Annotated in this window: 29 protein-coding genes; 12 read left to right on the forward strand and 17 right to left on the reverse strand. The window is 60.6% G+C overall.

Annotation, left to right across the window (positions count from 1 at the left end):
* Positions 1-119: 119 nt before the first annotated feature.
* Together F8N49_RS09410 and earP are read right to left on the reverse strand one after the other, a co-directional pair.
* Positions 120-689: an elongation factor P gene (locus tag F8N49_RS09410; RefSeq protein WP_003226785.1), complete on the reverse strand. Its 570-nt coding sequence runs from the start codon at positions 687-689 to the stop codon at positions 120-122.
* A 48-nt stretch (positions 690-737) separates the two neighbouring features.
* Entirely contained in the window at positions 738-1,880 is a 1,143-nt protein-coding gene (earP, locus tag F8N49_RS09415; RefSeq protein WP_130929311.1) for an elongation factor P maturation arginine rhamnosyltransferase EarP, read from the reverse strand.
* A 125-nt stretch (positions 1,881-2,005) separates the two neighbouring features.
* On the opposite strand from earP, the gene F8N49_RS09420 reads away from it, so the two are divergent.
* Both F8N49_RS09420 and F8N49_RS09425 read left to right on the forward strand, forming a co-directional pair.
* Positions 2,006-2,422 (forward strand): hypothetical protein, encoded by a 417-nt coding sequence (locus F8N49_RS09420; RefSeq protein ID WP_056788478.1) that lies wholly within the window; start codon positions 2,006-2,008, stop codon positions 2,420-2,422.
* Between the two features lie 2 nt (positions 2,423-2,424).
* A complete protein-coding gene (locus F8N49_RS09425) occupies positions 2,425-2,907 on the forward strand; it encodes a GreA/GreB family elongation factor (RefSeq protein ID WP_071173126.1) in 483 nt (160 codons plus the stop codon).
* Between the two features lie 9 nt (positions 2,908-2,916).
* Here F8N49_RS09425 and cysB read toward each other — a convergent pair whose 3' ends face one another.
* The 5 genes from cysB to F8N49_RS09450 all read right to left on the reverse strand — a co-directional run bounded on the left by cysB (position 2,917) and on the right by F8N49_RS09450 (position 6,873).
* Positions 2,917-3,891 (reverse strand): HTH-type transcriptional regulator CysB, encoded by a 975-nt coding sequence (gene cysB / locus F8N49_RS09430; protein WP_016770873.1) that lies wholly within the window; start codon positions 3,889-3,891, stop codon positions 2,917-2,919.
* Positions 3,892-4,004: 113 nt separating this feature from the next.
* Positions 4,005-4,508: a universal stress protein gene (locus F8N49_RS09435; protein WP_016770874.1), complete on the reverse strand. Its 504-nt coding sequence runs from the start codon at positions 4,506-4,508 to the stop codon at positions 4,005-4,007.
* A 97-nt stretch (positions 4,509-4,605) separates the two neighbouring features.
* Positions 4,606-5,511: a 5'-nucleotidase gene (locus F8N49_RS09440; RefSeq protein WP_039759920.1), complete on the reverse strand. Its 906-nt coding sequence runs from the start codon at positions 5,509-5,511 to the stop codon at positions 4,606-4,608.
* Positions 5,512-5,533: 22 nt separating this feature from the next.
* Positions 5,534-6,490, reverse strand: coding sequence for a putative 2-dehydropantoate 2-reductase (locus F8N49_RS09445; protein ID WP_130929312.1), 957 nt, complete (start codon positions 6,488-6,490; stop codon positions 5,534-5,536).
* Positions 6,487-6,873, reverse strand: coding sequence for a co-chaperone YbbN (locus tag F8N49_RS09450; protein ID WP_073472427.1), 387 nt, complete (start codon positions 6,871-6,873; stop codon positions 6,487-6,489). The genes F8N49_RS09445 and F8N49_RS09450 overlap by 4 nt, the downstream gene beginning before the upstream one ends.
* Between F8N49_RS09450 and F8N49_RS09455 the strand changes: the two genes are divergently transcribed.
* The gene (locus F8N49_RS09455; protein ID WP_130929313.1) at positions 6,872-7,315 is read left to right on the forward strand and encodes a PilZ domain-containing protein; all 444 of its coding nucleotides are present in this window, start codon (positions 6,872-6,874) and stop codon (positions 7,313-7,315) included. The genes F8N49_RS09450 and F8N49_RS09455 overlap by 2 nt on opposite strands.
* A 129-nt stretch (positions 7,316-7,444) precedes the next feature.
* Positions 7,445-8,521 carry a 3-deoxy-7-phosphoheptulonate synthase gene (locus F8N49_RS09460; RefSeq protein WP_130929314.1) on the forward strand — a complete coding sequence of 359 codons (1,077 nt, stop codon included), beginning with the start codon at positions 7,445-7,447 and terminating at the stop codon, positions 8,519-8,521.
* A gap of 60 nt (positions 8,522-8,581) precedes the next feature.
* Here the strand turns inward: F8N49_RS09460 and F8N49_RS09465 are convergent, their stop codons facing one another.
* The gene (locus tag F8N49_RS09465; protein WP_016770879.1) at positions 8,582-8,863 is read right to left on the reverse strand and encodes a GNAT family N-acetyltransferase; all 282 of its coding nucleotides are present in this window, start codon (positions 8,861-8,863) and stop codon (positions 8,582-8,584) included.
* A 639-nt stretch (positions 8,864-9,502) separates the two neighbouring features.
* On the opposite strand from F8N49_RS09465, the gene oprI reads away from it, so the two are divergent.
* Entirely contained in the window at positions 9,503-9,754 is a 252-nt protein-coding gene (gene oprI / locus F8N49_RS09470) for an outer membrane lipoprotei OprI (RefSeq protein WP_003183784.1), read from the forward strand.
* A gap of 125 nt (positions 9,755-9,879) precedes the next feature.
* On the opposite strand, the gene F8N49_RS09475 is transcribed toward oprI, so the two are convergent.
* The 3 genes from F8N49_RS09475 to F8N49_RS09485 all read right to left on the reverse strand — a co-directional run bounded on the left by F8N49_RS09475 (position 9,880) and on the right by F8N49_RS09485 (position 12,020).
* Positions 9,880-10,851 (reverse strand): L,D-transpeptidase family protein, encoded by a 972-nt coding sequence (locus F8N49_RS09475; RefSeq protein WP_024013783.1) that lies wholly within the window; start codon positions 10,849-10,851, stop codon positions 9,880-9,882.
* Positions 10,852-11,063: 212 nt separating this feature from the next.
* Positions 11,064-11,357 carry a hypothetical protein gene (locus F8N49_RS09480; protein WP_016770881.1) on the reverse strand — a complete coding sequence of 98 codons (294 nt, stop codon included), beginning with the start codon at positions 11,355-11,357 and terminating at the stop codon, positions 11,064-11,066.
* 57 nt (positions 11,358-11,414) lie between these two features.
* On the reverse strand, positions 11,415-12,020 hold the full coding sequence (locus F8N49_RS09485) for an arylesterase (protein WP_161984070.1): 606 nt from the start codon (positions 12,018-12,020) through the stop codon (positions 11,415-11,417).
* Positions 12,021-12,030: 10 nt separating this feature from the next.
* Between F8N49_RS09485 and F8N49_RS09490 the strand changes: the two genes are divergently transcribed.
* The 3 genes from F8N49_RS09490 to greB are packed head-to-tail and all read left to right on the forward strand — an operon-like array spanning position 12,031 to position 15,750.
* Positions 12,031-12,714, forward strand: a complete 684-nt coding sequence (locus F8N49_RS09490) for an ABC transporter ATP-binding protein (RefSeq protein WP_016770883.1) — start codon at positions 12,031-12,033, stop codon at positions 12,712-12,714.
* On the forward strand, positions 12,714-15,218 hold the full coding sequence (locus F8N49_RS09495; protein WP_123443537.1) for an ABC transporter permease: 2,505 nt from the start codon (positions 12,714-12,716) through the stop codon (positions 15,216-15,218). Before F8N49_RS09490 ends, F8N49_RS09495 begins: the two co-directional genes overlap by 1 nt.
* 34 nt (positions 15,219-15,252) lie before the next feature.
* Positions 15,253-15,750, forward strand: coding sequence for a transcription elongation factor GreB (gene greB, locus F8N49_RS09500; protein WP_016770885.1), 498 nt, complete (start codon positions 15,253-15,255; stop codon positions 15,748-15,750).
* Positions 15,751-15,756: 6 nt separating this feature from the next.
* Here greB and F8N49_RS09505 read toward each other — a convergent pair whose 3' ends face one another.
* The 3 genes from F8N49_RS09505 to F8N49_RS09515 form a co-directional block, all read right to left on the reverse strand.
* Positions 15,757-16,065 carry a hypothetical protein gene (locus F8N49_RS09505; RefSeq protein WP_041478394.1) on the reverse strand — a complete coding sequence of 103 codons (309 nt, stop codon included), beginning with the start codon at positions 16,063-16,065 and terminating at the stop codon, positions 15,757-15,759.
* Between the two features lie 249 nt (positions 16,066-16,314).
* The gene (locus F8N49_RS09510; protein WP_016770887.1) at positions 16,315-16,749 is read right to left on the reverse strand and encodes a DoxX family protein; all 435 of its coding nucleotides are present in this window, start codon (positions 16,747-16,749) and stop codon (positions 16,315-16,317) included.
* 113 nt (positions 16,750-16,862) lie between these two features.
* On the reverse strand, positions 16,863-18,284 hold the full coding sequence (locus F8N49_RS09515; RefSeq protein WP_041478391.1) for a transglycosylase SLT domain-containing protein: 1,422 nt from the start codon (positions 18,282-18,284) through the stop codon (positions 16,863-16,865).
* A gap of 234 nt (positions 18,285-18,518) precedes the next feature.
* On the opposite strand from F8N49_RS09515, the gene F8N49_RS09520 reads away from it, so the two are divergent.
* The 3 genes from F8N49_RS09520 to F8N49_RS09530 all read left to right on the forward strand — a co-directional run bounded on the left by F8N49_RS09520 (position 18,519) and on the right by F8N49_RS09530 (position 21,609).
* Positions 18,519-19,325 (forward strand): TatD family hydrolase, encoded by an 807-nt coding sequence (locus F8N49_RS09520; RefSeq protein ID WP_151551220.1) that lies wholly within the window; start codon positions 18,519-18,521, stop codon positions 19,323-19,325.
* Between the two features lie 207 nt (positions 19,326-19,532).
* Complete coding sequence (locus tag F8N49_RS09525; RefSeq protein ID WP_151551222.1) at positions 19,533-21,014, forward strand: methyl-accepting chemotaxis protein; 1,482 nt, start codon at positions 19,533-19,535, stop codon at positions 21,012-21,014.
* Positions 21,015-21,243: 229 nt separating this feature from the next.
* Positions 21,244-21,609 (forward strand): Mpo1-like protein, encoded by a 366-nt coding sequence (locus F8N49_RS09530; protein WP_151551224.1) that lies wholly within the window; start codon positions 21,244-21,246, stop codon positions 21,607-21,609.
* A 1-nt stretch (position 21,610) separates the two neighbouring features.
* Here F8N49_RS09530 and F8N49_RS09535 read toward each other — a convergent pair whose 3' ends face one another.
* The 3 genes from F8N49_RS09535 to F8N49_RS09545 form a co-directional block, all read right to left on the reverse strand.
* Complete coding sequence (locus F8N49_RS09535; RefSeq protein WP_041478384.1) at positions 21,611-22,405, reverse strand: acyl-CoA thioesterase II; 795 nt, start codon at positions 22,403-22,405, stop codon at positions 21,611-21,613.
* 236 nt (positions 22,406-22,641) lie between these two features.
* Positions 22,642-23,403: a CHAD domain-containing protein gene (locus F8N49_RS09540; RefSeq protein WP_151551226.1), complete on the reverse strand. Its 762-nt coding sequence runs from the start codon at positions 23,401-23,403 to the stop codon at positions 22,642-22,644.
* A 105-nt stretch (positions 23,404-23,508) separates the two neighbouring features.
* Positions 23,509-23,787, reverse strand: a complete 279-nt coding sequence (locus F8N49_RS09545) for a hypothetical protein (RefSeq protein WP_016770894.1) — start codon at positions 23,785-23,787, stop codon at positions 23,509-23,511.
* Between the two features lie 214 nt (positions 23,788-24,001).
* Here F8N49_RS09545 and F8N49_RS09550 point away from each other — a divergent pair, with 214 nt between their 5' ends.
* The gene (locus F8N49_RS09550) at positions 24,002-25,039 is read left to right on the forward strand and encodes a patatin-like phospholipase family protein (protein ID WP_039759961.1); all 1,038 of its coding nucleotides are present in this window, start codon (positions 24,002-24,004) and stop codon (positions 25,037-25,039) included.
* Positions 25,040-25,129: the final 90 nt, after the last annotated feature.

Consider the following 25,129-nt stretch of genomic DNA (forward strand, 5'->3'; position numbering starts at 1 on the left):
ATTGAATGCCACACCGCATTCGCGAGCAGGCTCGCTCCCACAGGGTTCCGAGTGTTTCTTACAGGCACAAAAAAACCCGACTCAATGGTCGGGTTTTTTCTTTCCGCAAAAAGCAGTGCTTATTTCGCACGGCCTTTGTAGGAACCGCCTTCGCGGGTATCGATCTCGATCATGTCGCCGATTTCGATGAAGTCGGCAACCGACAGCTCGGTACCGTTCTTCAGTTTGGCAGGCTTCATCACCTTGCCGGAAGTATCACCGCGAGCGGAGCCTTCGGTGTAGTCAACCTGACGCACGATGGTGGTCGGCAGCTCTACGGAAACCAGACGCTCTTCGAAGAACACGGCTTCGCAAACGTCGGTCATGCCTTCTTCAACGAAAGGCAGAACGCTTTCGATGTCTTCGGCGTTCAGCTCGTACATGGTGTAGTCAGTGGTGTCCATGAACGTGTAGGTGTCACCGCTGATGAACGACAGGGTGGCTTCTTTACGATCCAGGATCACGTCGTCCAGTTTGTCGTCCGCACCGTAAACGGTTTCGGTCTTGTAACCGGTCAGCAGGTTCTTCAGCTTGGTCTTCATGATCGCGCTGTTACGGCCCGACTTGGTGAATTCAGCTTTCTGAACCAGCCAAGGATCGTTGTCGATACGGATCACGGTACCGGGTTTGAGTTCTTTACCAGTTTTCATTGCGAATATCCGAATTTGGATGGGATTTACAAAAATCTAGGCCGCGTATCATATCCAATTTACATAAAACTGTACCAGCGCCGTGGCAAGATCCGCCTGCAAGGCCTGTTCCAGACACCATGCCTCGGCGTTTTTCTCGAGTTCCGGCCAATGATTTCGCACCGCCAGCCAGTGCTCGCCGATCGGTTGCCCGGCACTCCACGCTCGCCACAGACCGTTCATCGCCTGCGCCGCAGCGGGCGGAAGGCCTTGGGTGTAGAGCGCGAGAAAAGCATCGAGCTTGTCCAGATGGATGTCATCGTCCTGCTGATAGATGTGCCAGAGCATCGGCCGCCCCGCCCATTGCGCGCGAACGAATGAATCTTCACCGCGCACCGCGTTGAAATCGCAGCACCAGAGCAGATGGTCGTATTGGTCCTGCCGGACGAACGGCAGCACCTGCACGGTGAGCGAATCGCGCACGTGAATTGCGCCGACCGTCAGGGTTTCTACCTCCAGCCAGCGCGCCACATCGCCGAGAATCCGCCCTTCCGGCACCAGCAGGTGAGTCGGCCGTGCATCGGCCGCCAGCACATCCAGCCAACTGGCCAACCCGGCGTTTTCATAAGCAAACAGCGAGATCAGTTGCGCATCGGGCGCGGGATCAATACCCAGACCTTGCAGGAAATGTCGCTGAGCCGGTCGATCCTGCTGAAACTGCCGACGCTGTTCGAGCAGTCCGCGTTCGCGCAGCAGGCCACCGGTGCCCGGTTTGAAGCCCGGAAAGAAGAAGAACTTCTGCACCGTTTTGTATTTTACCGACGGCAAGCCGTGGCAGCCGGTAACCCAGTCTTCGGCGCTGAGATAATCGAGGTTGAGCCACAGCGGTGGCGTTTCCCGTGCGGCCATGCTGTCCATGTAGTCGGCGGGCAACTGACAGGCGAAGGCGGCGATGACTACGTCGGCCGCCTCGGCGTGCAGCCATTCGCTCGGCCACTGATGCACCTCGACACCCTGCTGCCACTGCTGCGCAAGATCAATATCGATCTCAGGACAGAGGCGCTCGAACGCGCGCAGATCATCCACCCACAGGCGCACCGGCAAGGCATGCTCGGCCACCAGCTGCCGGGCCAGGCGCCAGGTCACGCCGATGTCGCCGAAGTTATCGACCACGGTGCAAAAAATATCCCAGCGGGGTTTCGCTTTAGCCATGCCGTTCTCCCGTTGGCAAAAAACCTCGATTGTCCGCATAAATGCGCTCGCGCAGAAGAGCCGACGGCGATTAATCTTCGTGCGACAATCGCCGCTTGCCCGCAACCATCCGCCAGGAGGCCGCCATGCCCTACCGTCCCAACCCGCGTCGTCCCTTGCCTGTTCAGCTTAGCGCGCTGCATCTGACCGGCAGCATTGCGCTGGGCCTGTGGCTGGGGTTCCTGGCGATTGCGCTGACCTGCTGGCTGCTTTCGCGCTTTATCTTTCCCGAGCAACTGGCCCCTGTCGCGCAAGCGGTGCAGCAGCGCGTCAATCCCCCGGCTGTGGCGCCCGTGCAGGTTCAGCCGGACATTCCACCGCAAAGTCCGCTGTTCCAACAGTACGAAGAAAACCTGCGCAAGAATGAACAGCAGGCCCGACTGGATCAGGCGCGCGCCAATTCGCGTAACGCGTCCAATCCGAAATGCCAGTTCTGGCTGCAGCAGGACCAGACCGCGCCGACCGAAAAGAGCCGCGCCAACGTTTTGCAATTCTGCGATTGATCATGAACAAACACAGCGTCCACCAGTTGATTCTCGACAAGCTGCGCATCGACCTCGACATCGCCGAACGCGCCGCGCAAACCGCTTACGAAACCGCGACCCACGAAGAAAACATCGCCGAAAACAAGTACGACACGCTGGGGCTGGAGGCGTCGTATCTGGCGGCGGGTCAGGCGAAGCGGGTTGAGGAAATCCGTCAGTCCCTGGCGCTGTGCCAGAATCTGACCTTGCGTGCCTACGATGAAAATCGAGGCATCGAAGTCGGCGCCCTGCTCGGCCTGGAGGACGAAAAGGGTCGCGAGCAATGGCTGTTTCTGGCGCCGGATGCGGCGGGGCTGAAAGTCGACGTGGTGGGTCAGCCGGTTACCGTCATCACCCCGCGCTCGCCGCTGGGCAAAAGCCTGCTGGGCAAGTTCGAGGGCGATGAGGTGGAGATTCTGGTGGCGGGCACCCGGCAACAGTTTGCTGTCACCGAGGTGCTCTGAAGCGGGTGCTTAGTGAACGGGCAGTTCGACGCCGTCGAACAGCTCTTCGAGCTCTTGCTTGTTGTGGCACTGAATGGCCTTGGCCATGACTTCGCGGGTCAGGTGCGGGGCGAATTTCTCGATGAAGTCGCACATGAAGCCACGCAGGAAGGTGCCACGACGGAAACCGATCTTGGTGATGCTCGACTCGAACAGCTCGCTGGCATCCAGCACCACCAGATCGTTATCGAGCTTGGTATCGACGGCCATCTTAGCCACGATGCCTACGCCCAGACCCAGACGCACGTAGGTTTTGATCACGTCGGCGTCAGCAGCGGTGAACACCACTTTCGGCGTCAGGCCACGATGGCTGAAGGCTTCGTCGAGCTTGGAACGGCCGGTGAAACCGAATACGTAAGTGACGATCGGGTATTCGGCCAGCGCTTCGAGAGTCAGCTTCGGCAGCTTGGTCAGCGGGTGGCCATGGGGTACGACCACGCAGCGGTTCCAGCGGTAGCACGGCATCATCACCAGATCGCCGAACAGCTCCAGCGCTTCAGTGGCAATGGCGAAATCGACGGTGCCGTCAGCGGCCATTTCGGCGATCTGCATCGGCGAGCCCTGATGCATGTGCAGGGCCACGTCCGGGTATTGCTTGATGAAATTGCTGATCACCGGCGGCAGCGCATAACGCGCCTGGGTGTGGGTGGTGGCGATCGACAGGGTGCCCTTTTTCTCGTTGGAGAATTCCTGGGCAATCTGCTTGATGCTTTCGACTTTGCGCAGGATCTCGCCAGCGGTGGTGATGATGCGCTCGCCGGCCGGGGTGACGCGGGTCAGGTGCTTGCCGCTGCGGGCGAAGACTTCGACGCCCAGCTCGTCTTCCAGCAGGCGGATCTGCTTACTGATGCCCGGTTGCGAGGTGTACAGGCTTTGAGCGGTAGCGGAAACGTTGAGGTCGTGGTGCGCCACTTCCCAGATGTAGCGCAGTTGTTGAAGCTTCATATCAATCCCTCAAAGCAGGTAGACGCCACCGGCATCAGCGACGGTATATAACTATATTAATGGTTCGAAGAATAAATCTAGAACTTTTTTATCAAAACGCCATTATTCCTGCTTCAGCGATCCTCACGCCGCCGGCGTTCCATCAGCGGCACCAGATAGACCGGCACCTTGGCCAATTGCAGGACCCGCGCCGCCGTGCGCCCCAACGGCGTTTCCGCGCCGACGCCATGGCTGTGACTGCCGACGATCAGCAGATCGACCGAGAGCTTGTGCACCTGGTCGAGAATCACCTGCGACGGATCACCCTGCAGCACGCGCACCGCGCGAATGCGCTGCAGATCCTGTTCGCCGTCGTCCCCCAGTTCTTCACGAAAGCTGTCGAGCACCCGTTGTTCGATATTGGCGATGACTGTTTTCAGACCCTGACTATGGAATTCGTTCAATGCCTGTTCGTCGAGATAGCTTTGCAGCACCGACTCGGCAAACAGGCCCATGGGTTCCACCGCGTGTACTACATACAGATCGGCATTGAAGGTGCGCGCCAAGGCCAGGGCATGCTGCATCACGAACGGTGCGTACAGACCGAGGTCGGTGGCATACAGCATTGAGCGAATCATGGGACCTCCTCGCGAGCCAACGATGGCGGAGATTGATTCAGCTTAGCAGTGCCTTGGCGAGTACGACGTGCGACGCAACGTCCTGAATGAAAAGGCTCTAGATCGACGGTTCGTTGCTGATGCCATGGGGCACGTGGCCGGTGGCGACCACTTCGCGAGCCAGTTCGCAATGGCCGGTCTGGTCATCGAAGAACACGTCGGCGGCGAAGGCTTCGAGGAACGCCGATTTGGTCAGGCCACCGAGAAACAGCGACTCATCGAGACGAATATCCCATTCCCGCAAGGTGCGAATCACCCGCTCATGGGCCGGCGCCGAACGCGCGGTCACCAGCGCCGTGCGGATCGGGCAATCGTCATCGGGAAACTCGCGCTGCAACAGATTGAGCGCTGCCAGAAAGCCCTTGAACGGCCCACCACGCAATGGCTCGCGCGCCGATTCGCGTTCCTTGGCCTGAAACGCTTCCAGGCCGCCGGACTGATAGACGCGCTCGGACTCGTCCGAGAAGATCACCGCGTCACCGTCGAAGGCGATACGCAATTCATCGCTGGCCGCGCGGCTGGCGCCACCGGACAGAATCGTCGCGGCGGCGAACCCGGCGTCCAGCGCGGCACGCACGTCTTCGGCGTGGGTCGAGAGAAACAGGTCGCAGCCAAACGCTTTCAGATACGGATACGGACTGCGCCCGCCGACGAACGCCGCACGAGAAATCGCCAGGCCGTAATGATGAATCGAATTGAACACGCGCAGACCGGTGTCGGCGCTGTTGCGCGAGACCAGAATCACCTCGACCCGCGCGCGGCCGAGGCGACTGTTCAGGCTCAAGAGTTTTTCCACCAGCGGGAACGCATCGCCCGGCGCGAGGATTTCGTCTTCGTGCTCGATCTGATATTGCCGATAGGCTTCGACGCCGCTCGACAGGTAGACCTTGTGGCTTTCGCTCAGGTCGAACAAGGCGCGCGAGGAAATCGCCAGCACCAGTTTGTCATCGATGTTATTGGCCATGCCTTCCCCCAGAACAACCGACTCAGGTATTGCGTCGGCCGATAAAACCCAAATGGCGATACAACGCCTCGATGCGCGGCAACTCGCACCCCGCCGCTTTCGCCGCCGCCAGTGGCCGGGCGTAGATCGCCTCCAGCTCCAGCGGGCGTTTGTGTGCAAAGTCGTGGTACATGCTCGGCCAGTAATCGGGCATTTTCTCGGTCATGGTGAACAGGTACTCGGCATAGCCGGGCGGGATCTCGTATCCACAGGCCCGGGCGCCCTGCACCACTTCCGCCATCAACGCCTGAATCGACAGGCGGCTGTCAGCATCAGCCATCAGCGCTTCGGTTCCCGCGCCGAGCAATACCGAAAGTCCGTTATAAGGAATATTCCACACCAGTTTCTGCCAGCGCGCCTGATGCAGGTTGGCCATCGCCTGCGAGTCGATGCCGGCGGCACGGAACAGTCCGGCGCCCTCCTCGACGATCGCCATGCGCGCTACTTCATCAATGGCCGAGCCGCTGTGATAACCGACATTCACCGCGCCAAGGGCCTGATGGGTGATCTGCCCCGGCCCTTCGCGGTGCACGCAAATCAGGCACAGACCACCGAGCAGATGCAGCGAATCCGGCAACAGTGGTCGCAGGCTGTCTTCGACACCCAGACCGTTCTGCAGCAACAGCACTTTTGCATCAGGTTTGGCCGCTTGAATGATCGCCGGGGCCAGACCGGCGTTGCTGGTGGTCTTGGTGCCGACCAGCAGCCAGTCACAGGGAGGCATGTCTTCGGCAGCGGAATAGGCATTGGCCGGATGCAGCGTCAACGGGCCGTGCACCGCACTGTTGATTTGCAAACCGCGCTCAGCCACTGCGGAAAATTCGCTGCGCAACAAGAAATGCACATCGAAACCGGCACGCGCCAGCATCACCCCGTAAAACCCGCCGATCGCACCGGTGCCAATAATTCCCACCACCGGTTTGCTGACTGTCTCGCTCATGGCAACTCCTCTGCAATTCGACCCAGCGCCTGTGCCACTGCCTGGTTGAGCTCGGCAACCGTCAGGCGGCTGTGCACTGCGCCAAAGAACTCGCCGTCGCGCACCACAAACAGCGCCGGCAAATGAAACACCTGATAACGCTCGACCAGGCCGCCGTTGTTGCCGGCGTCGATCCAGCACAGCCGATCGATCGCCAGCGGCAATCCCGGCAACACCTCGCGGGCATAACGACAACTGGCACAGCCGACGCTGGTGAAGATCACCAGAGAAACCCCGCGCATCGCCAGCAGCCGCTGGTCGGCGTCGAAGTCGGTCAGCTCGGATTCGACCACTATACTGGGGGAAACAATGTCAGATGGCCGACACAGGGAGTCTGTGCTCATGGGACGTTTCATTCCTCATCCGGACGAAGTGCCGGTTGAATTGACGTTACTCAAGCCTGAATGCATTTCCAGACAACAGCTGCACACTATCAGCCTCGGCGGCATCGCTTGCAATTACCACCGCGCCTGGCGCCATGGCACTGCGCTGCAAGTGCGCATGCCGACGCTGAATGCCGACTTCTGTTATCCGGGCTATGTGGCCTGGTGTCTGCGGCGTAAAAAAGGCTATCTGGTGGGCATCGCTTTCACTGATGAACAGACCCTGTTCAGCGCGCGAATGGGTGAGCAGGTGTGTCAGATCGAACGCTATTCGCGCATGCAGGACAGCCACGACGATCTGCAGGATAGTCAGGCGCTGGCCCTGCAATGGGTCGAGAAGCACGCCGAAGAGTTCTCCCACGACAACCTGCGCAAGGCTTTTGCGCAGCCAGCGCTGGACTAAAGCACGGTTTGCCCATTGTCGAGCCGCCTCTGACGCGCTAAGGTTCGGCTCCCCCGACGCGCTAAATCTGCTGTGCTCCGCCGCGCGGGGATCGCTGGCGGCCGGCACCCGTGACCTGACGAGTAAACGATGGCTGATTTACCGATCAACGACCTAAACGTCGCCTCTAACGAGACCCTGATCACTCCCGATCAGCTCAAGCGTGATATCCCCCTGAGCGACGCCGCCCTGCGCACCGTCACCAAGGGCCGCGAAGTCATTCGCAACATTCTCGATGGCACCGACCACCGTCTGTTCGTCGTGATCGGCCCGTGCTCGATTCACGACATCAAGGCTGCCCACGAATACGCCGATCGACTCAAGGTGCTCGCCGAGGAAGTCTCCGACACGCTGTATCTGGTCATGCGTGTGTATTTCGAGAAGCCGCGTACCACCGTCGGCTGGAAAGGTCTGATCAACGATCCGTATCTGGACGACTCGTTCAAGATCCAGGACGGTCTGCACATCGGTCGTCAGTTGCTGCTCGACCTGGCCGAGAAAGGCCTGCCGACTGCCACCGAAGCCCTCGACCCGATCTCCCCGCAGTATCTGCAGGATCTGATCAGCTGGTCGGCCATCGGCGCGCGTACCACCGAATCGCAGACTCACCGCGAAATGGCTTCCGGCCTGTCCTCGGCGGTCGGCTTCAAGAACGGCACCGATGGCGGCCTGACCGTGGCGATCAACGCCTTGCAGTCGGTGTCCAGCCCGCACCGTTTCCTCGGCATCAACCAGGAAGGTGGCGTGTCGATCGTTACCACCAAAGGCAACGCCTACGGTCACGTGGTGCTGCGCGGCGGTAATGGCAAGCCGAACTATGATTCGGTCAGCGTGGCGCTGTGCGAGCAGGCGCTGAACAAGGCGAAGATCAAGCCGAACATCATGGTCGATTGCAGCCACGCCAACTCCAACAAGGACCCGGCCCTGCAACCGCTGGTGATGGAAAACGTCGCCAACCAGATCCTCGAAGGCAACCAGTCGATCATCGGCCTGATGGTTGAGAGCCATTTGAACTGGGGCTGCCAGGCAATCCCGAAAGATCTCGCCGACCTGCAATACGGCGTGTCGGTCACCGATGCCTGCATCGATTGGTCCGCCACCGAAAACACCTTGCGCAGCATGCACGCCAAGCTCAAGGACGTATTGCCGAAGCGTCAGCGCACGTAAGCTGCGTTTTACGCGCATAAAAAAACGCCGGACATTGTCCGGCGTTTTTGTGTGTGCGGTTCAAATCTTCGCAGCGCGGCGCTGATGACGTTCCATATAGCGCTCGACGTAGGAGCATGACGGGATCACCGTGTAGCCCATTTCTTCGGCGTATTGCAGCGCGCGTTCAGTCAGCGCTGCGGCAATGCCACGGCCGCGCAGGGCGTTGGGCACGAAGGTGCGATAGATATCCAGGGTCTGCTTGCCCAGATCCATGTAGGTCAGGTAAGCACGATGACCGTCCACAGTGGTCTCGAATTGATGACCAGCCTGGTCATGGTGGATGGACAACGCCTCGCTCATCACTACTCCTCGCGGGTCTTGAATTGTGACCCCTACCTTACCGATGTTTTTCCGGCGAAGGAACATCTACGCCACCCCGTGCCTGATGGACACTGAGAAGAGCCACACCGATCTCGCGCAATCTGACACCTGCTGAATAGTAGGCACCATTGGCGAAAATGCTCAAGGTACGCTCGTCATCGGATGGTTTGCGTGCATTGGCATCGATGGTCGCAGGTTCGGCCGCAAGACAATCTTTGCGTGCCGTTTGCCTGAACATTGCCGGAATGTTGAGACTTAAGACGTGCGACCTTTTTTAAAGTCACCTGTACATCAACAAAGATACGCGAAGCGCTTCGCAGAACCTGAACAAAAGTGTGGACGAATTCATTTAGAAAGACTTTAGCCGAAGTCGCAAAAACAGCGCACGAGGGCGGGAACTTTTTCCGTTTGAGTCGCTCACGCCGGGGCTTGCAGCTGGATATTTTTTATACAGCGCAGTTAAAAGTTGCTCGAAAAAGAATCAACGCCTACAATTTTTTTTGCTTCTTGCGCTACGTCAGTTTACTTACTACAAGTAATGGGTAGTATGTACGCCGGCTATTTCCTCAATCGTGAGGAGACAGCCACTTAATTTGAAAGTCCTTGAAGGGGAACACGATGAACAACGTTCTGAAATTCTCTGCTCTGGCTCTGGCCGCAGTTCTGGCTACCGGTTGCAGCAGCGCATCGAAAGAAACCGAAGCACGTCTGACCGCTACTGAAGACGCAGCTGCTCGCTCCCAGGCTCGTGCAGACGAAGCTTACCGTAAAGCTGATGAAGCTCTGGCTGCTGCTCAAAAAGCACAACAGACTGCTGACGAAGCTAACGAGCGTGCTCTGCGCATGCTGGAAAAAGCTAGCCGCAAGTAATAATCCCTCGGGATTGTTATCGAGCCGATCCGGTTTTCCGGGTCGGCTTTTTTGTGCCCGGTGCTTTTCTCCGGGCAATAAAAAACCCGCCGACGCTGCACGCATCGGCGGGTTTCGATCAGCTCTTATTGCTGCAGGTCGATCGGTGCACTGCTCACCATTGGCGCCGAGGTATTCGGCACGGCGATCTCTACCGGCAGGCCGTCTTCGGCGGCAACCACATCACGCACCACATCCCAGTTCATGCGCAGGTTGCTGGTGATGTCTTCACGCTTGAGCATCGCGTTGATTACCGCGGTGTGCTTGTCGACTACCGACGGATTGCCCTTGTCGTCGAGCGGCGTGTGCGCTTCCAGATAGACCTTGCCGCCACTGCGACCGAACTTGTACGGGTCGTTGATGATGCGCACCGAGGTGCCGACCGGGACCATGCCGGCCATCTCCAACACGTTGTTGTTGAACATGCGAAAGCAACCATGGCTGGTGCGCATGCCGATGCCGAACTTCTTGTTCGAACCGTGGATCAGGTAGCCCGGCGTGCCGAGGGTGAACTTGAACGGCCCCAGCGGGTTATCAGGACCGGCCGGCACCACATTCGGCAGCGGATCACCGTCAGCGGCGTGTTCGGCCTTGATCGAGGCCGGAGGCGTCCACGTCGGGTTCGGTGTCTTGGCGATGATCGAGGTGTGCGCGATCGGCGAGCCCCAGCCTTCACGGCCGATACCCAGCGGGAAGGTGTACACCACGTCACGGCCTTTCGGGTAGTAATAGAGACGGTATTCGGCGAGGTTGATGACGATGCCTTCACGCGGGCCAGGCGGCAGGATGAAGCGCGTCGGCAGGACGATCTCGGTACCGGCGCCCGGCAGCCAGGCATCGATGCCCGGGTTGGCCGCAACCATTTCCGAATAGCCCAGATCGTAGGTGGTGCCCAGGTCGGCGAAGGTGTCTTCGTACTTGGCTTTGATCACCTGCACCTGGCCGACGATGTCCTCGCCGGGTGGTGGCAGGGGAAGCTCCAATGCAGCAACGGGACCGGCCACACACAGGGCGGCAAGTGACAGGCAGCGGGTGACGGCAGGAAAGCGCGGCAACATCCGGAAAATCCTTCGCATGATCATCAAGGGTATAAGAGCGCGATTGTACACCGCGGCTTGGGAATTCGGGGAGGTAGCACCGCTATTGGCGACGGGGTGCTTTCAAGGTGGGAGCGAGCCTGCTCGCGAAAGCAGTATGTCAGCGACCATAAATGTCGATTGATAAAACCCCTTCGCGAGCAGGCTCGCTCCCACACTTTGATCTTCAGCGCTCAGAGTTCGAATCGCAGCTCAGGCCAGATCGGCGAGGTGCCGCGCTTCTGCGATTCGAGAATCGCCCGGCACAGCGAGCACAGACGCTGATCCTGGAACACCCGCCGATCAACATTCGACCAGCGCGGTTGCGCCGGCAGCAGAGTGCCGCACAGCGTGCGATCGGCCGAGCCACCGAGTTCCAGCTGCCGCGTCACCAGATGCACCCGCACTTCCTGGCAGGCGAACAGATCCAGCTGCTCGTCAGGCTCGATCAGTTGGTAGGCAAACAGGGACCAGGCAGGACGCGGCATCGGGGGCTCCAAATTAGGGGGCGCCACATTAGCCGAAAGCCTGCCTCTAGAAAAGCCTCATAACAGCGGTTTTAGCGTCGGCCAGACATTTTCCAGCAACTTGCCCTGAGCCCCGGCAGCCGGGTGCAGACCGTCGGCCTGCATCAGGTCCGGATGACCACCGACACCTTCGAGAAAAAACGGCACCAACGGGATGTTTTTCTCCTCGGCGAGCTTGCCGTAAACCTCGGCGAACGAATCGGTGTAGCGCTTGCCATAATTGGGTGGCAACTGCATGCCGAGCAGCAGCACTTTCGCGCCGCTCTGCCGCGAGCTGTCGATCATCGAGGCAAGATTTTGTTGCAATTGCGTTGGCGGCATCCCGCGCAGGCCGTCATTGCCACCCAGCTCGAGGATCACCAACTCCGGCTTATGCTCTGCAAGCAGCGCCGGCAGCCGCGCCTGGCCTCCGGCACTGGTGTCGCCACTGATCGAGGCGTTGACCACTTTATCGTCGAAACCCTCCTGTTTGAGCCGCTGCTCGAGCAGCGACACCCACCCCAGACGGGTATCCAGGCCGAAACCGGCGCTGATACTATCGCCAACGATCAGGACAGTACCCGCCGCTGCGTTCTGGGCCATGCACATCAAGGCCAGGCCAGCACTCAAAAACCATACACGCATCGGATTCTCCATGGGCGCAAGCATTCTCACCGCGAAGAACCTCAGCAAAGTGGTTCCTAGCGCGGAAGGTGAACTGACTATCCTGCACGAACTCAGCCTGGAACTGAACAAGGGCGACAGCCTGGCCATCGTCGGCGCGTCCGGTTCCGGCAAATCCACCCTCCTCGGCCTGCTCGCCGGTCTCGACCTGCCGAGCAGCGGCGAAGTCACCCTCGCCGGCCAGGGCCTGAGCAATCTCGACGAAGACCAGCGCGCACGAATCCGTGCCGAGCACGTCGGGTTTGTCTTCCAGTCGTTTCAGTTGCTCGACAGCCTCAATGCGCTGGAAAACGTCATGCTGCCGCTTGAACTCGATGGCCGCAAAGATGCCCGCGAGCGCGCCACGCAATTGCTCCAGCGCGTCGGCCTCGGCCAGCGCCTGACCCACTCGCCGCGCCAGCTCTCCGGTGGTGAACAGCAGCGCGTGGCCATCGCCCGCGCCTTCGCCGCCGAACCGGACGTGCTGTTCGCCGACGAGCCGACCGGCAACCTCGACAGCCACACCGGCGAGCGCATCAGCGACTTGCTGTTCGAATTGAACAAGGAACGCGGCACCACCCTTGTGCTGGTGACCCACGACGAACGCCTGGCCCATCGCTGCCGGCGCCTGATCCGTCTTGAAGCCGGGCTGCTGGTCGCCCCTCTGGAGCCTTGATGGCACGTCTGCCGCTGTTGCGTCTGTTCAGTCTTGCCCTGCGCCAGCTCATGCGCGATGCCCGCGCCGGAGAATTGCGCGTGTTGTTCTTTGCGCTGGTGGTGGCCGTCGCGGCGAGCACCGCGATCGGCTACTTCGGCGCCCGCCTCAACGGCGCGATGATGCTGCGCGCGACCGAGTTTCTCGGTGCCGATCTGGTCCTTGAAGGCAGCTCGCCAGCCCGCGAGGAGCAAATCCGCAGCGGCACCGAACTGCGCCTCAATCATGCACAAGTGGTGGAGTTTTCCAGCGTCATTGCCACCGACAACGGCATTCAGTTATCCAGCATCAAAGCCGTCGACCGTGCCTATCCATTGCGTGGCGAGCTGAAGAGCGCGCCCGCACCCTTTGCCCAGGAAGAAGTCGGCGGCGAACCGCAACCCGGTGAAGCCTGGGTCGAGGCGCGTCTGTTGACTGCGCTGGATCTGAAGATCGGCGACAGCATCGACGTCGGCATGAAGACCTTGAAGCTGACCCGCGTGCTGACCTACGAGCCGGATCGAGCCGGCAACTTCTACAGCCTGACGCCACGGGTGCTGATCAATCTTGACGACCTCACCGCCACCGGCGTGGTGCAACCGGGCAGCCGGGTAAGCTATCGAGAACTGTGGCGCGGTGAACCGCAGACGCTGGAAACCTATCGTGAATTGATCAAACCGGGCCTCGCTGCAAACCAGCGAATCCAGGATGCCCGCGACGGCAACCGACAGATTGGCGGCGCGCTGGGCAAGGCCGAGCGCTACCTGAACATGGCCAGTCTGGTTGCGGTATTGCTGGCTGGCGTAGCCGTGGCGTTGTCGGCGAACCGTTTCGCCAGTCGACGTTTCGACGCCAGTGCCTTGCTGCGCTGCCTCGGCTTGTCGCGCCGGGAAACCATGGTGCTGTTCAGCCTGCAACTGACCGTGCTCGGCCTGGTTGCCGCCGTCAGTGGCGCGCTGCTCGGCTGGCTGGCGCAACTGGGGCTGTTCGCCCTGCTGCATGATTTGCTGCCAAGTGACGTGCCACCGGGCGGGCTGTTTCCGGCGATGGCCGGGATTGGCACCGGGCTGGTTGCGCTGGCCGGTTTTGCCTTGCCGCCTTTGGCTGCACTGGGTCGCGTGCCGCCGCTGCGGGTATTGCGCCGCGACATGCTGCCGATCCCCTCAAGTACGTGGATGGTCTACGGCGCGGCGCTGGGTGCGCTGGGCCTGATCATGTGGCGTCTGAGCCTCGACCTGCTGCTGACCTTCGCCCTGCTCGGCGGTGGCGTGGTCGCCGCGCTGGTGCTGGGCGGCCTGCTGTTGTTGCTGCTGCAAAGCTTGCGCCGGATGCTCGCCCGCGCCTCGTTGCCATGGCGTCTGGGCCTTGGCCAGTTGTTGCGGCATCCATTGGCGGCGGCCGGGCAGTCGCTGGCGTTCGGTCTGATCCTGTTGTCGATGGCGCTGATCGCACTGCTGCGCGGCGAACTGCTCGACACCTGGCAAAACCAGCTACCGAAAAACGCGCCGAACTATTTCGCGCTGAATATCCTCCCGGCGGACAAACAGGCCTTCGCCGATCACCTGATCAAGGTGTCGGCGCAAGCGGCGCCGTTGTATCCGGTGGTGCCGGGTCGGTTGATCAGCATCAATGGCGAGGCGGTGCAGCAAATCGTCAGCAAGGACTCCGCCGGTGACCGCGCCATCCAGCGTGACCTGAGCCTGACCTGGGCGGCGGATCTGCCGGCGGGCAACAAGCTCACCGCCGGCTCGTGGTGGAGCGGCCAGCCGTCCGACGACGTGCCGGGGGTTTCGGTGGAAGGCAAGGTGGCCGAAAGCCTGAAACTCAAACTCGGCGATCACATGGTATTCAGCGTCGGCGGGGTCAATCGCGAAGCGAAGGTCACCAGCCTGCGCGAAATCAACTGGGACAACTTCCAGCCGAACTTCTTCATGATCTTCCAGCCCGGCACCTTGAAGGATCTGCCCGCGACCTACCTGACCAGTTTCTACCTGGCGCCAGGGCATGATCAGCAGATCGTCGAGCTGTCGCGGACCTTCCCGGCGGTGACCATCCTGCAGGTCGAAGCGTTGCTCGAACAGCTGCGCAGCATCCTCGCTCAGGTCACCCTGGCGGTGGAATATGTGTTGTTGTTTGTTCTGGCTGCGGGGATGGCCGTGCTGTTCTCCGGTCTGCAAGCGACGCTGGATGAACGAATCCGCCAGGGTGCGCTATTACGCGCGCTGGGCGCCGAGCGGCAGTTGCTGATCAAGGCGCGGCGTATCGAATTCGGTTTGTTGGGTGCGGTCAGCGGTCTGCTCGCGGCGATCGGTTCGGAGGTGGTCAGTCTGGTGCTGTACCGCTTCGCCTTCGATCTGCCATGGCATCCGCATCCATGGCTGCTGGTGCTGCCGTTGATTGGCGCCGTGCTGATTGGTGGCGCCGGTGTGTTCGGCACTCGCCGGGCGCTGAACGCCAGCCCGCTGACAGTGTTGCGCGAGGGTTGATAGACTCAAGCGGTCTTAATCACAAGAAGTCGCCATGAGTCGTTATCGCCCTCCCCGCACCGCCGGCACCGCGCTGATCACCCCCGAGGGTGAAGCGCGGATGCGCGCCGAATTCCATGAGTTGTGGCATGTGCGTCGCCCGCAGGTCACCCAGGCGGTGAGTGAAGCGGCGGCGCAGGGTGATCGTTCGGAAAACGCCGAATACACTTACGGCAAGAAGATGCTGCGGGAAATCGACAGCCGCGTGCGCTTTCTCACCAAACGCCTGGAAGCGCTCAAGGTGGTCAGCGAAAAACCCAGCGACCCGAACAAAGTCTATTTCGGCGCCTGGGTAACCATCGAAGACGAAGACGGCAAGCAATCGCGCTACCGCATCGTCGGCCCCGATGAACTGGACCTCAAACTCGGCTTGATCAGTATCGACTCGCCGCTGGCCCGCGCGCTGATCGGTAAGGCACTCGACGCAGAAGTGCGGGTGCAGACGCCGACCGGCGAGCAGTTCGTGTATATCGTGGCGATTGAATATCCGTAAGACCAATCAGCGCCGAGTGATCAGGCCCTGCCGCGCTACGCGGGTCAGTTGCTTGATCATCTCCGGCGCATCTTCTGCGCTCGGCGCCTGAATCACTGCCAGATCGAAGCTGTCCGTAGCGAAACGCGCCAGCGACTCGCCGTCATCGACAAACTGGATCAGGAACGCGGCAGGACCGCCGCTGCGACGTGGCCAGCCATCGAGATAACGCAACAGCGTCGGCTGGTGTTTGCCGCCAAGAAGGATTTTCGGGTTGCGCTGGGTGACATGTGCCGTGATCGGCGCGGGACGTGCTGGAGGGCGTAGTGCGTTCATCGTGTCGTGTCTCTGCCTCAAAAGTCTGCATGGCAGGTGAGAGGCAACACCGAACCAGCGCTTTAGCGGTATTTCGAAGCCCTGTTCCGGCTTCTGACGGTAATTGTAGAAGTCACCTGGCGCCCCGCAAGTAGCTGTTTAAATCGGCGCATGGGCAACATCCTAGAGAACGTGACCGACCAGTGTCAAGAATCCCCCACAACAAAAAAAGGCCCGCGCAATGCGGGCCTTTGCCTTGAGCCAGAGCCTTCAACCGGCGATGGCGCGATCCGCCGAGAGCTTGCCGGCACCTTCGATCAGTACCGCGATGCTGCCGGCCAACAGAGCCAGGGCGAACTCGTAACCGTTGTTGGCCATGAACAAACCGTTACCGATGTGCACGGAGAAGATCGCAACCAGCGAGAGGAACGCCAGACCGAGTGCCGCCGGGCGTGCCAGCAGGCCGATGATCAGCGCCAGACCGGCGAAGAACTCGGTACCGCCAGCCAGCGAGGCCATCAGGTAGCCCGGGGTCAAGCCGATGCTTTCCATCCATTGCGCCGTGCCGGCCAGGCCGTAACCACCGAACAGACCAAAGAGTTTCTGCGAACCGTGGGCGGCGAAGATCACGCCGACAGCAATGCGCAGGACAGTCAGGCCGTAACCGGCGCGGGTGAACAGAACCTTGTTGATCAGAGAGCTCATGGTGCATTCCTTGTTGTGCAGAAGTGTTTGTGTGTTTGGGTTGGTCGCTATATTAATCAGTTTATTTCATGTTTAAAGCGCAAAAATTTCGCCATAACAATCGAATTGTTAGATTATTTCCGAGTGACCACTTTCTGCTGCCGGGGCTCGAGCGACTCACGCTCCCGGTCGAATGCCAGGTAATACTTGTTCACGCTATTAACATAGCTGACGGCGCCCATCCCCACCTGCTCCATGGCGATGCGCTCGACCTGGAAGAACCACTGGTTGGGATTGAGACCACGGCGGCGGGCTTCGGCGCGCATGCCCTGCACGCGCTCGGGCCCGATGTTGTAAGCGGCGAGGGTGAACGCCATGCGCTCACGCTCGTTGAGTTTCGGGCTGCTGAAGAACTTGCGGCGGATCATCGCCAGGTACTTGGCGCCGGCCTGCACATTCGCATCGAGATTCTGGATATTGCTCACGCCGACCCGTTGCGCGGCGGACGGGGTGATCTGCATCAGCCCGGTCGGACCGCTGCCGCTGCGAGCGTTGGGCTGCAGACGCGATTCCTTGAACGCCAGCGCCGCCAGATTGAGCCAGTCCATGTTTTGCGCGTCGGCATGCTTCTGCAGGGTCGGACGGAGTTTTTCCAAACGCTGACGATCGGCCTTGGCCAGCGGATTGTGTACTTGATACAGGCGTCGATAGATGCGCAGGAACGCGGCGTCTTCGTCCGACGGTCTCTTGTAACCGGTGAGGAAGCGATCGATGCTCGCGCGCAACATCGATGCATCGCGACGCACGAACCAATGCTCCTCGCCCGGCTCGCCGAGGCTCAGTTGCCGATCAAGTCGCAGCTTCGGCAGGATCTTGCCCCAGCGCTCGGCAATCGGTTGCTCGACGATGGTCAGGTGGAAAATCCCGCCCTGAACCATCTCCAGCACATCCTCCACCGCCAGCGTCGGGTCGACCCATTCGATGTTGATCGGCGCCAGTTTGTGCAGCGCCAGTTTCTGGTTGAGCTGACTGACCACCTCCCCCGCCGCACTACCGGTGGGCAGCGCCAGGGTTTTGCCGGACAGTTGCTCGACCTTGGTGTAACGGCGCTGGCCCTTGATGCCGACCAGCACCAGCGGCACGTTGCTGGCAATCGGTTCACTGCTGGCCACCGCATAGCCCGATGGCAAATCGAGCAATTCACCGGGCGCGACCATATCGCCTTCGCCGCGTTGCAAGGCGCCGAGCAACTGATCCTTGGCTTTGGGAATGATCTTGAGGGTGACTTCCTGGCCGTCGCGAGCATGGCCATTGAGATATTGCTCGAACGCGCGCAGTCGGTGGTACTCGACACCGATGGCCTGGCCCTGGACCTCGCCGGAGCTGTTGCGGCTCTGATTGACCAACACCCGCAACACACGGCTGCTGCGAATGTCCGAGAGGTCGCGAACCTTGCTCGCCGGCACGGCTTGCAGCGGCCCGGGCAGGCGCGCGACCGCCGTCATCGGCAGCAGCAACGCAGCACACAACAGCAGCAGAACCGAGGGACGATGCATCCACTCTCCGAAAAGAATACGGGGCGATTCGTCGCAAAAAAGACGACATCACCGACGAAAACAGAGCGCTCTGAGCGCTGGTAAAGTGCGAGAGACTGGCACAGTGATGGCATCGTCGCCACCCCGGAGTTCTTCGCGGCCTCAACAGACAGCCATAAGTCTTTGTAGTTCTTGGCTTTTCTTATAAATCTACAGCTCTGATATGCTTTCCAGCCTTCGGCCCGAGGTAGCACCATGCAACTCATCGATATCGGCGTCAACCTGACCAACCCCAGTTTCGCCGACAAACACCAGGCTGTGCTCGACCGCGCCTACGCCGCCGGCGTCTGCCAACTGGTGCTGACCGGCACCAGCGTCGAGGGCAGCGAGCAGGCGCTGGAACTGTGCCAGCAATTGGACGAAAGCGGCCAACGGCTGTTCGCCACCGCCGGTATTCACCCGCATTCGGCCAGCGACTGGAACGCTGACAGTGCTCGTCGCCTGCGCAGTCTGTTGAACGAATCCAGCGTCGTCGCGGTGGGCGAATGCGGGCTGGATTTCAACCGCGACTTCTCCCCGCGCCCGCAACAGGAAAAGGTCCTGGAAGAACACCTGGCGCTGGCCGTCGAGCTGCAATTGCCGGTGTTCCTGCACGAGCGCGATGCCAGCCAGCGCCTGCTGGAGATCCTCAAGGACTTCCGCGATCAACTGCCGGCGGCGGTGGTGCACTGCTTCACTGGCGAGCAAAAGGCCTTATTCAGCTACCTCGATCTGGATCTGCACATCGGCATCACCGGCTGGATCTGCGACGAACGCCGGGGCACGCATCTGCATCCGCTGGTGAAAGAGATCAAGCCGGGACGGCTGATGCTGGAAAGCGACGCACCGTATCTGCTGCCGCGCACGTTGCGGCCGAAGCCGAAAAGCGGCCGCAACGAACCGGCGTATCTGACCGACGTGTTGCGCGAGGTGGCGTTGCATCGCGGCGAGACCGAGGAAGCGCTGGCCGCGCATACCACCGCGTGTGCCCGGGCGTTCTTTAAACTCCCCATTCTCACCTGACTGCACACCTCCCCTGTGGGAGCGAGCCTGCTCGCGAAGGCGGTGGATCAGCCACAAATGGGCTGAATGACGCAGCGCTTTCGCGAGCAGGCTCGCTCCCACAATAGATCTCGGCATCTGTTGATTCATATCAAAACTCCCGAATCTGCATAGCGGCACAATAATGGCACCTTGCCAAAACTGTTTCCGCTATCAGAGAAGACCTCCATGGGTGCCTGGCTTAGCAACATCTCGCTGAAATATAAATTCTGGGCGGTCAACGCGGTCGCCTTTGTCACCACCCTGCTGCTCGTACTGTACGCCGTGCATCTCGAACAACAGGCCCGCAGCCACGCCGCGCAGGTGTCCGCACAGGCGCAGGCGCAGTTGCTCAAGGCCTGGCCGACCGGGCAACCGTTGCCCAAGTCCGCTCAGGTGCTGACCTTCAAGCGCGGTGAAGCGCCGCGTCTCAATGATCAACCGCTGCTGGAAATCAGCGGCAGCAACGGCTGGAACGTCATCAATGAAATGCCACTGTTCGGTGACGACCCGTTGATCGGCGCCGAAGTGTTCAGCCGTGCCGACGGCGAACAAGTGGCGGTCATCGCCTCCGCCCCGAGCCTGAGCCAGGTGTTCAGCGAGCGTTTCGCCAACTATGCATCGGCGGTCTTCGTCCTGATGCTGGCGATGCTCGGCGCCTCGCAACTGTTGATCCGCTTTCTGCTCAGCCAGCTCAACACGTTGAAAGACGTGATGCTGCACGTTGAAAAAACCGGCGACCTCTCCGCTCGTGTGCCGCTGGTGGGCAAGGACGAAGTCGGGCAGATGGCCAATGCCTTCAACGCCATGCAGGCCGGCTATCAACGCGTCGTAACCACCGTTGCCAGCACCGCGCGACAACTGGATGACGGCGCTGCGCGGCTGGCCTCGAGCATGAATGATGTGCGCCACGGCATGCTCGGCCAGCAAAGCGAAACCGACCAGGCTGCCACCGCGATCAACGAAATGACCGCCACCGTTTATCACATCGCGCAACACGCCGGCGCCACCCGCGATCTGTCGAAAACCGCCGATGGTCTCGCTGGAAGCGGTCAGCAGGTGGTGGCGCGCGTGCAGCAATCGATTGCCGGGTTGTCCAGCGGCGTGCAGCAGACGGCAGAAATGATTCAACGCCTGGCCGAGGACAGTCAGAAGATCAACGGCGTGGTCAGCGTGATTCACAGCATCGCTGAACAAACCAATCTGCTCGCGCTGAATGCGGCGATCGAAGCGGCCCGTGCCGGGGAGATGGGTCGCGGCTTTGCCGTGGTCGCCGATGAAGTGCGCAACCTCGCCAAGCGCGTGCAGGCGTCCACCGACGAGATCACCGGCATGATCGCCGCGTTGCAGGCCGGCACCCGCGATGCGGTGGATTTCATGCAGGAGAGTTCGTACAAGGCCGACGACTGCGTGCAGCAGGCGCAGGAGGCTGGCGCGGCGCTGGCGGAAATCACCGGGGCGGTGGCGCAGATGCGTGAAAGCAACACGCAGATTGCCGTGGCGGCGGAACAGCAGAGTCAGGTTGCCGAAGAGATGAATCGCGCCGTGGTGAGTATTCGTGATGTGACTGAGAACACCGTGCAGCAGACAGTGGATTCGGCGACGACCAGTAACGAGTTGGCGACATTGGCCGGGGAGTTGAACAAGGCGATAGGTCAGTTGAAACTCTGATGGCCTCTTCGCGGGCAAGTCCGCTCCCACAGGGATTTTCTACAATCAACAATTGTGCGTACACCGAGCACACTGTGGGAGCGGGCTTGCCCGCGATGGCGTCCGCTCAGGCGACATCAATTTTTGCCATTGCCGCTATCAACTCAATAGCCAACCTTGATTCGCCGCCCTCCGCGCCCGGGCCTATTCTTCAACCATGAAGTTCAACATGGATCGAGGAGTAGCAAACATGGGCAAACGTCACCCCAACCTTCCCGCGTGGCAATGGCGCGCCTACCCGGGCAATCATCAGCATCCGACCAATCTGGTCCTGCACTTGATTGCCGTGCCGTTGTTCATTGTGGCGTTTCTGTTGATCGTGTCGGGAGTGTTCAGCCTGAGTCTGGCCAGCGTCGCCATCGGCGTGATCGGTATCATCGCGGCGCTGGGTCTGCAGCGCCACGGTCACGGCCTGGAGGCGCAAGCCTCCGAGCCGTTCAGTGATCGCAAAGATGCCGTGTCACGTTTGCTGGTCGAGCAGTTTCTGACCTTCCCACGGTTCTTTCTCAGCGGTGGCTGGTGCCGCGCCTGGCGTGAGCGCCACCGTCGGCATTGAGTCAGGCGAAGATCGTCACGGTCTGCCGACTCATGGCAATCAACTCCCCTTTCGCACTCCACAACTTCGCGGCGACATGGCCGTAGCCGTCGGCTGCGTACTCGATGTCGGCCAGGTATTGGCACCAATCCAGCGTGCTCAAGTCGTGTAACGGCTGCACGAATTCAATGGTCCAGGTCAGCGTACTACCCGGTGCCGGTTTCTTCAGATACGGCAACAGCGCCGGCGGCCAGGCATCCACCAGCGCCAGCAGATGCGCCTCGTTGACCGGCTCCTCTTTGACATCCCCACGCAACCGCACCCAGCCGCCCATCAAGCGCGACGCCGTGCCGGAGAACGGAATACCGCCGACGCTCCAGCGCATCGCCAGATGGCGCATGAATTCCGGGGTCACGCCTTTGATGTAGGGCAGCTCCTGGCATTCGTCCCAGTGTTTCATGGTCGGCGCCGGGTAGGCTTCGACGGCGACTTCCGAAGGCCGCGAGGCACCGAAGCTGCCCTGAATGATCGTCACCACTTGGCCATTTTGCATGGCGCGACCCAACACCTGACTGACCGCTTTGCCTTCACGCAGCACATCGACTTCGAAACTCACCGGCACCTCCGGCTCGACCGGACCGACAAAGGTAATCGCCAGCGAACGCACGGGGCGCTCCGTCGGCACCCTGGCGCGCATGGCTTCAAATTGCAGCGCGGCCACCAGCCCGCCAAAACTCGCACGGCCCTGCCCCCATTCGGCGGGGATGATTACTTCAGGTTGTTGGCGGACAGCATCGAGCAGATCGCAAAAGCGCATGGCAACCTCGGAAAACGAGAAAGGAATGCGCGGATCTTACCCAGCCCCGGGCGGCGGCGCAGCGTCTATTCCGGTCAAATGGGCTGACAGATAGGCCTTGGCCCGATTCCTTCAAGCGACAAATCACCTTGTGGGAGCGAGCCTGCTCGCGAAAGCGGTCGATCAGTCGACAACGATTGCGACTGACACGGCCCCTTCGCGAGCAGGCTCGCTCCCACAGGGGAACAGAGCCATCTTCAGGAGTGTTTGAAACACGTAGCGCTGAGCTTTTCCAGCACTTGATCGGCCTTCAGCTCTGCGTTGATCAACCCTGCCTGCCAGGTGGCCACGCACGGTTGCAGATCGGCTTCCTGTTCGGCGCGGGCCAGCCATTGCCAGCAATCGTGCCAGTCGCCCAGTGCGCCTTGCGCCGATTTCAGGCGTTTGTAAGCCGGTTTCGGCAAGCGATCCAGCTCGGGATAAGCTTCGATGCCATAGCGCACGCGCTTGATCAGCAGGCGCAGACGATGGCGGTCATGGGCGGGATCGTGCAGCGCCGCGTCGAGCTTCTGCCATTGTTTGCCCAAGCGTTTTTCAATGCGCTTATCCAGATCCTTGAGCAGCCCCTGACGCTGGGACGCGCGCAAAAATCGTGGAAAGGCGTCAAGAATCATCAGCAGCGAAGCCAGTTCCGCACTCGCCGCCAGCGCCGGATACGCTTCAGCCATTTGCGCCAGACGATGCTGTGCAGCCTCCGGTTGATCATGCTTGAGCAGATACGCCGCGAGCACTTCGCGATCGCGCCACGGTGTGGTCAGATCGCCCACCGCAGACGCTGCCGCCTCCAGTTGCTCGACACCCGGCAAGCCGCGCAACGGCCGCAACATACTGCGCAAGCGCCGCACCGTAGTGCGCAAATCATGCAACGCCTCCGGATCAGTGCGCGCAGTCAAGCGCGCCTGACATGCCAGCAGCCGCACATCCAGGCTCAAAACATGAGCCACCAAGCGATCGATCATGAGGGTCTACTCCGTAGACAGCTGCGAGCTTCTAGCTACAAGCTTCAAGCTGAATGGGGTCGCTTTGAGCTTGCCGCTTGCAGCTTGAAACTTGCAGCTGCTTTTTTAACGTCCTGCGCGGGATTCGCGGATGTAGAAGCGGGCTTTCTCGGCTTTCTTGCTGCAGCCTTCGAAGCCTTCGAATTGTTGCTGGGTCTTGGCGGCGGTCAGCAGCGACAGCGCTTTGGAATAGCTGACGGTGCCGGCGAAGCCTTCAGCCTTGGCCAGGTCCAGTTCGTGCCAGGCCGCGTCGAGTTGGCTGCCGCAGCTGTCGCGGTACGCGGTTTTGCCGGCGCAACCGGCCAGAACCAGAGCCATCAACGGTACACAGATCCAGGCTTTCATCACTCACACCTCAAGGTAGGTCAACAGTCGTGCAGGTAAGACGGTCAAGCGGCGAAAAAGTGCCTCGCTGACCGGTCAAACCACGTGGCGCAGAGCATAGCGCGCAAGCGTGCGCCGCGAACGAAAAACGACGTCACCGCTTCGCGCAACGACCTTGGCGATTGAGCCGCTTGGCCGATGCGTGCATTGTGCAGGCTTGTCGGGAGGAAGTTTGATGAAAAAGCGTGTCGCACTGGTGCTGGGCTCCGGTGGCGCCCGGGGCTATGCCCATATCGGCGTTATCGAAGAAATTGAAAAACGCGGCTACGACATCGCCTGCATTGCCGGTTGTTCGATGGGCGCGGTGGTCGGCGGGATCTATGCCGCCGGCAAACTGGATGAGTACCGGCGCTGGATCGAAAGCCTTGATTACCTCGACGTGCTGCGCCTGGTCGATGTGAGTTTCCGTCTCGGCGCGATTCGCGGTGAAAAGGTCTTCGGGCAGATTCGCAAGATAGTCGGCGAGATCAACATCGAAGACCTGCGCATCCCCTACACCGCCGTCGCCGCCGACCTGACCAATCAGCAGGAAATCTGGTTTCAGGAAGGCTGCCTGCATCAGGCCATGCGCGCCTCGGCGGCGATTCCCAGCCTGTTTACCCCGGTGATGCAGGGCAACCGCATGCTGGTCGACGGCGGCATTCTCAATCCGTTGCCGATCGTTCCGGTGGTATCGAGCCATTGCGACCTGATCATCGCGGTCAACCTCAACGCCACCAATCAGCGCCAGTACAAGTTGCCGGTGATCGAGCGGCCAGCGGCGTTCCGTTCGCGCTTCGACAGTCTGATCAAATCCATGGGTTCGAAGTTGCCATTCCGGCGTAAACAGGCCGAGCAATTGTTGAAGCTGGAACAGGAAGCGTTGCGCGCCGAGGCGGCGGAGATCAACCCGTGGCTCGAAGGCGTCGAACCGGAAAGCCAGCAACCGGCTGCCGCTCCGGAACGCGAAGGCGCGCCGAAATCCGCCACCGGTTCGTTCATCATCGATAACGTCGGGCCAGCGTCGTTGCTGGATCTGATCAACCAGAGTTTCGAGGTGATGCAGACCTCACTGGCGCAGTACAAGATTGCCGGGTATCCGCCGGATATCCTGATCAACGTGCCGAAGCGGGTGTGCCGGTTTTTCGAGTTCTACAAGGCGCCGGAGTTGATCGCCCTGGGGCGGGAGATTGCCAGTGATACGCTGGATCGTTATGAGCAGGAGCAGGGTTGATCTGATGCGGATTTTTCGGAGTATTTGATGGCCTCTTCGCGAGCAGGCTCGCTCCCACATTTGAAATGCATTCCCCTGTGGGAGCGAGCC

It is taken from the genome of Pseudomonas sp. GXM4, assembly GCF_008923895.1.
Lineage (GTDB): Bacteria > Pseudomonadota > Gammaproteobacteria > Pseudomonadales > Pseudomonadaceae > Aquipseudomonas > Aquipseudomonas atacamensis.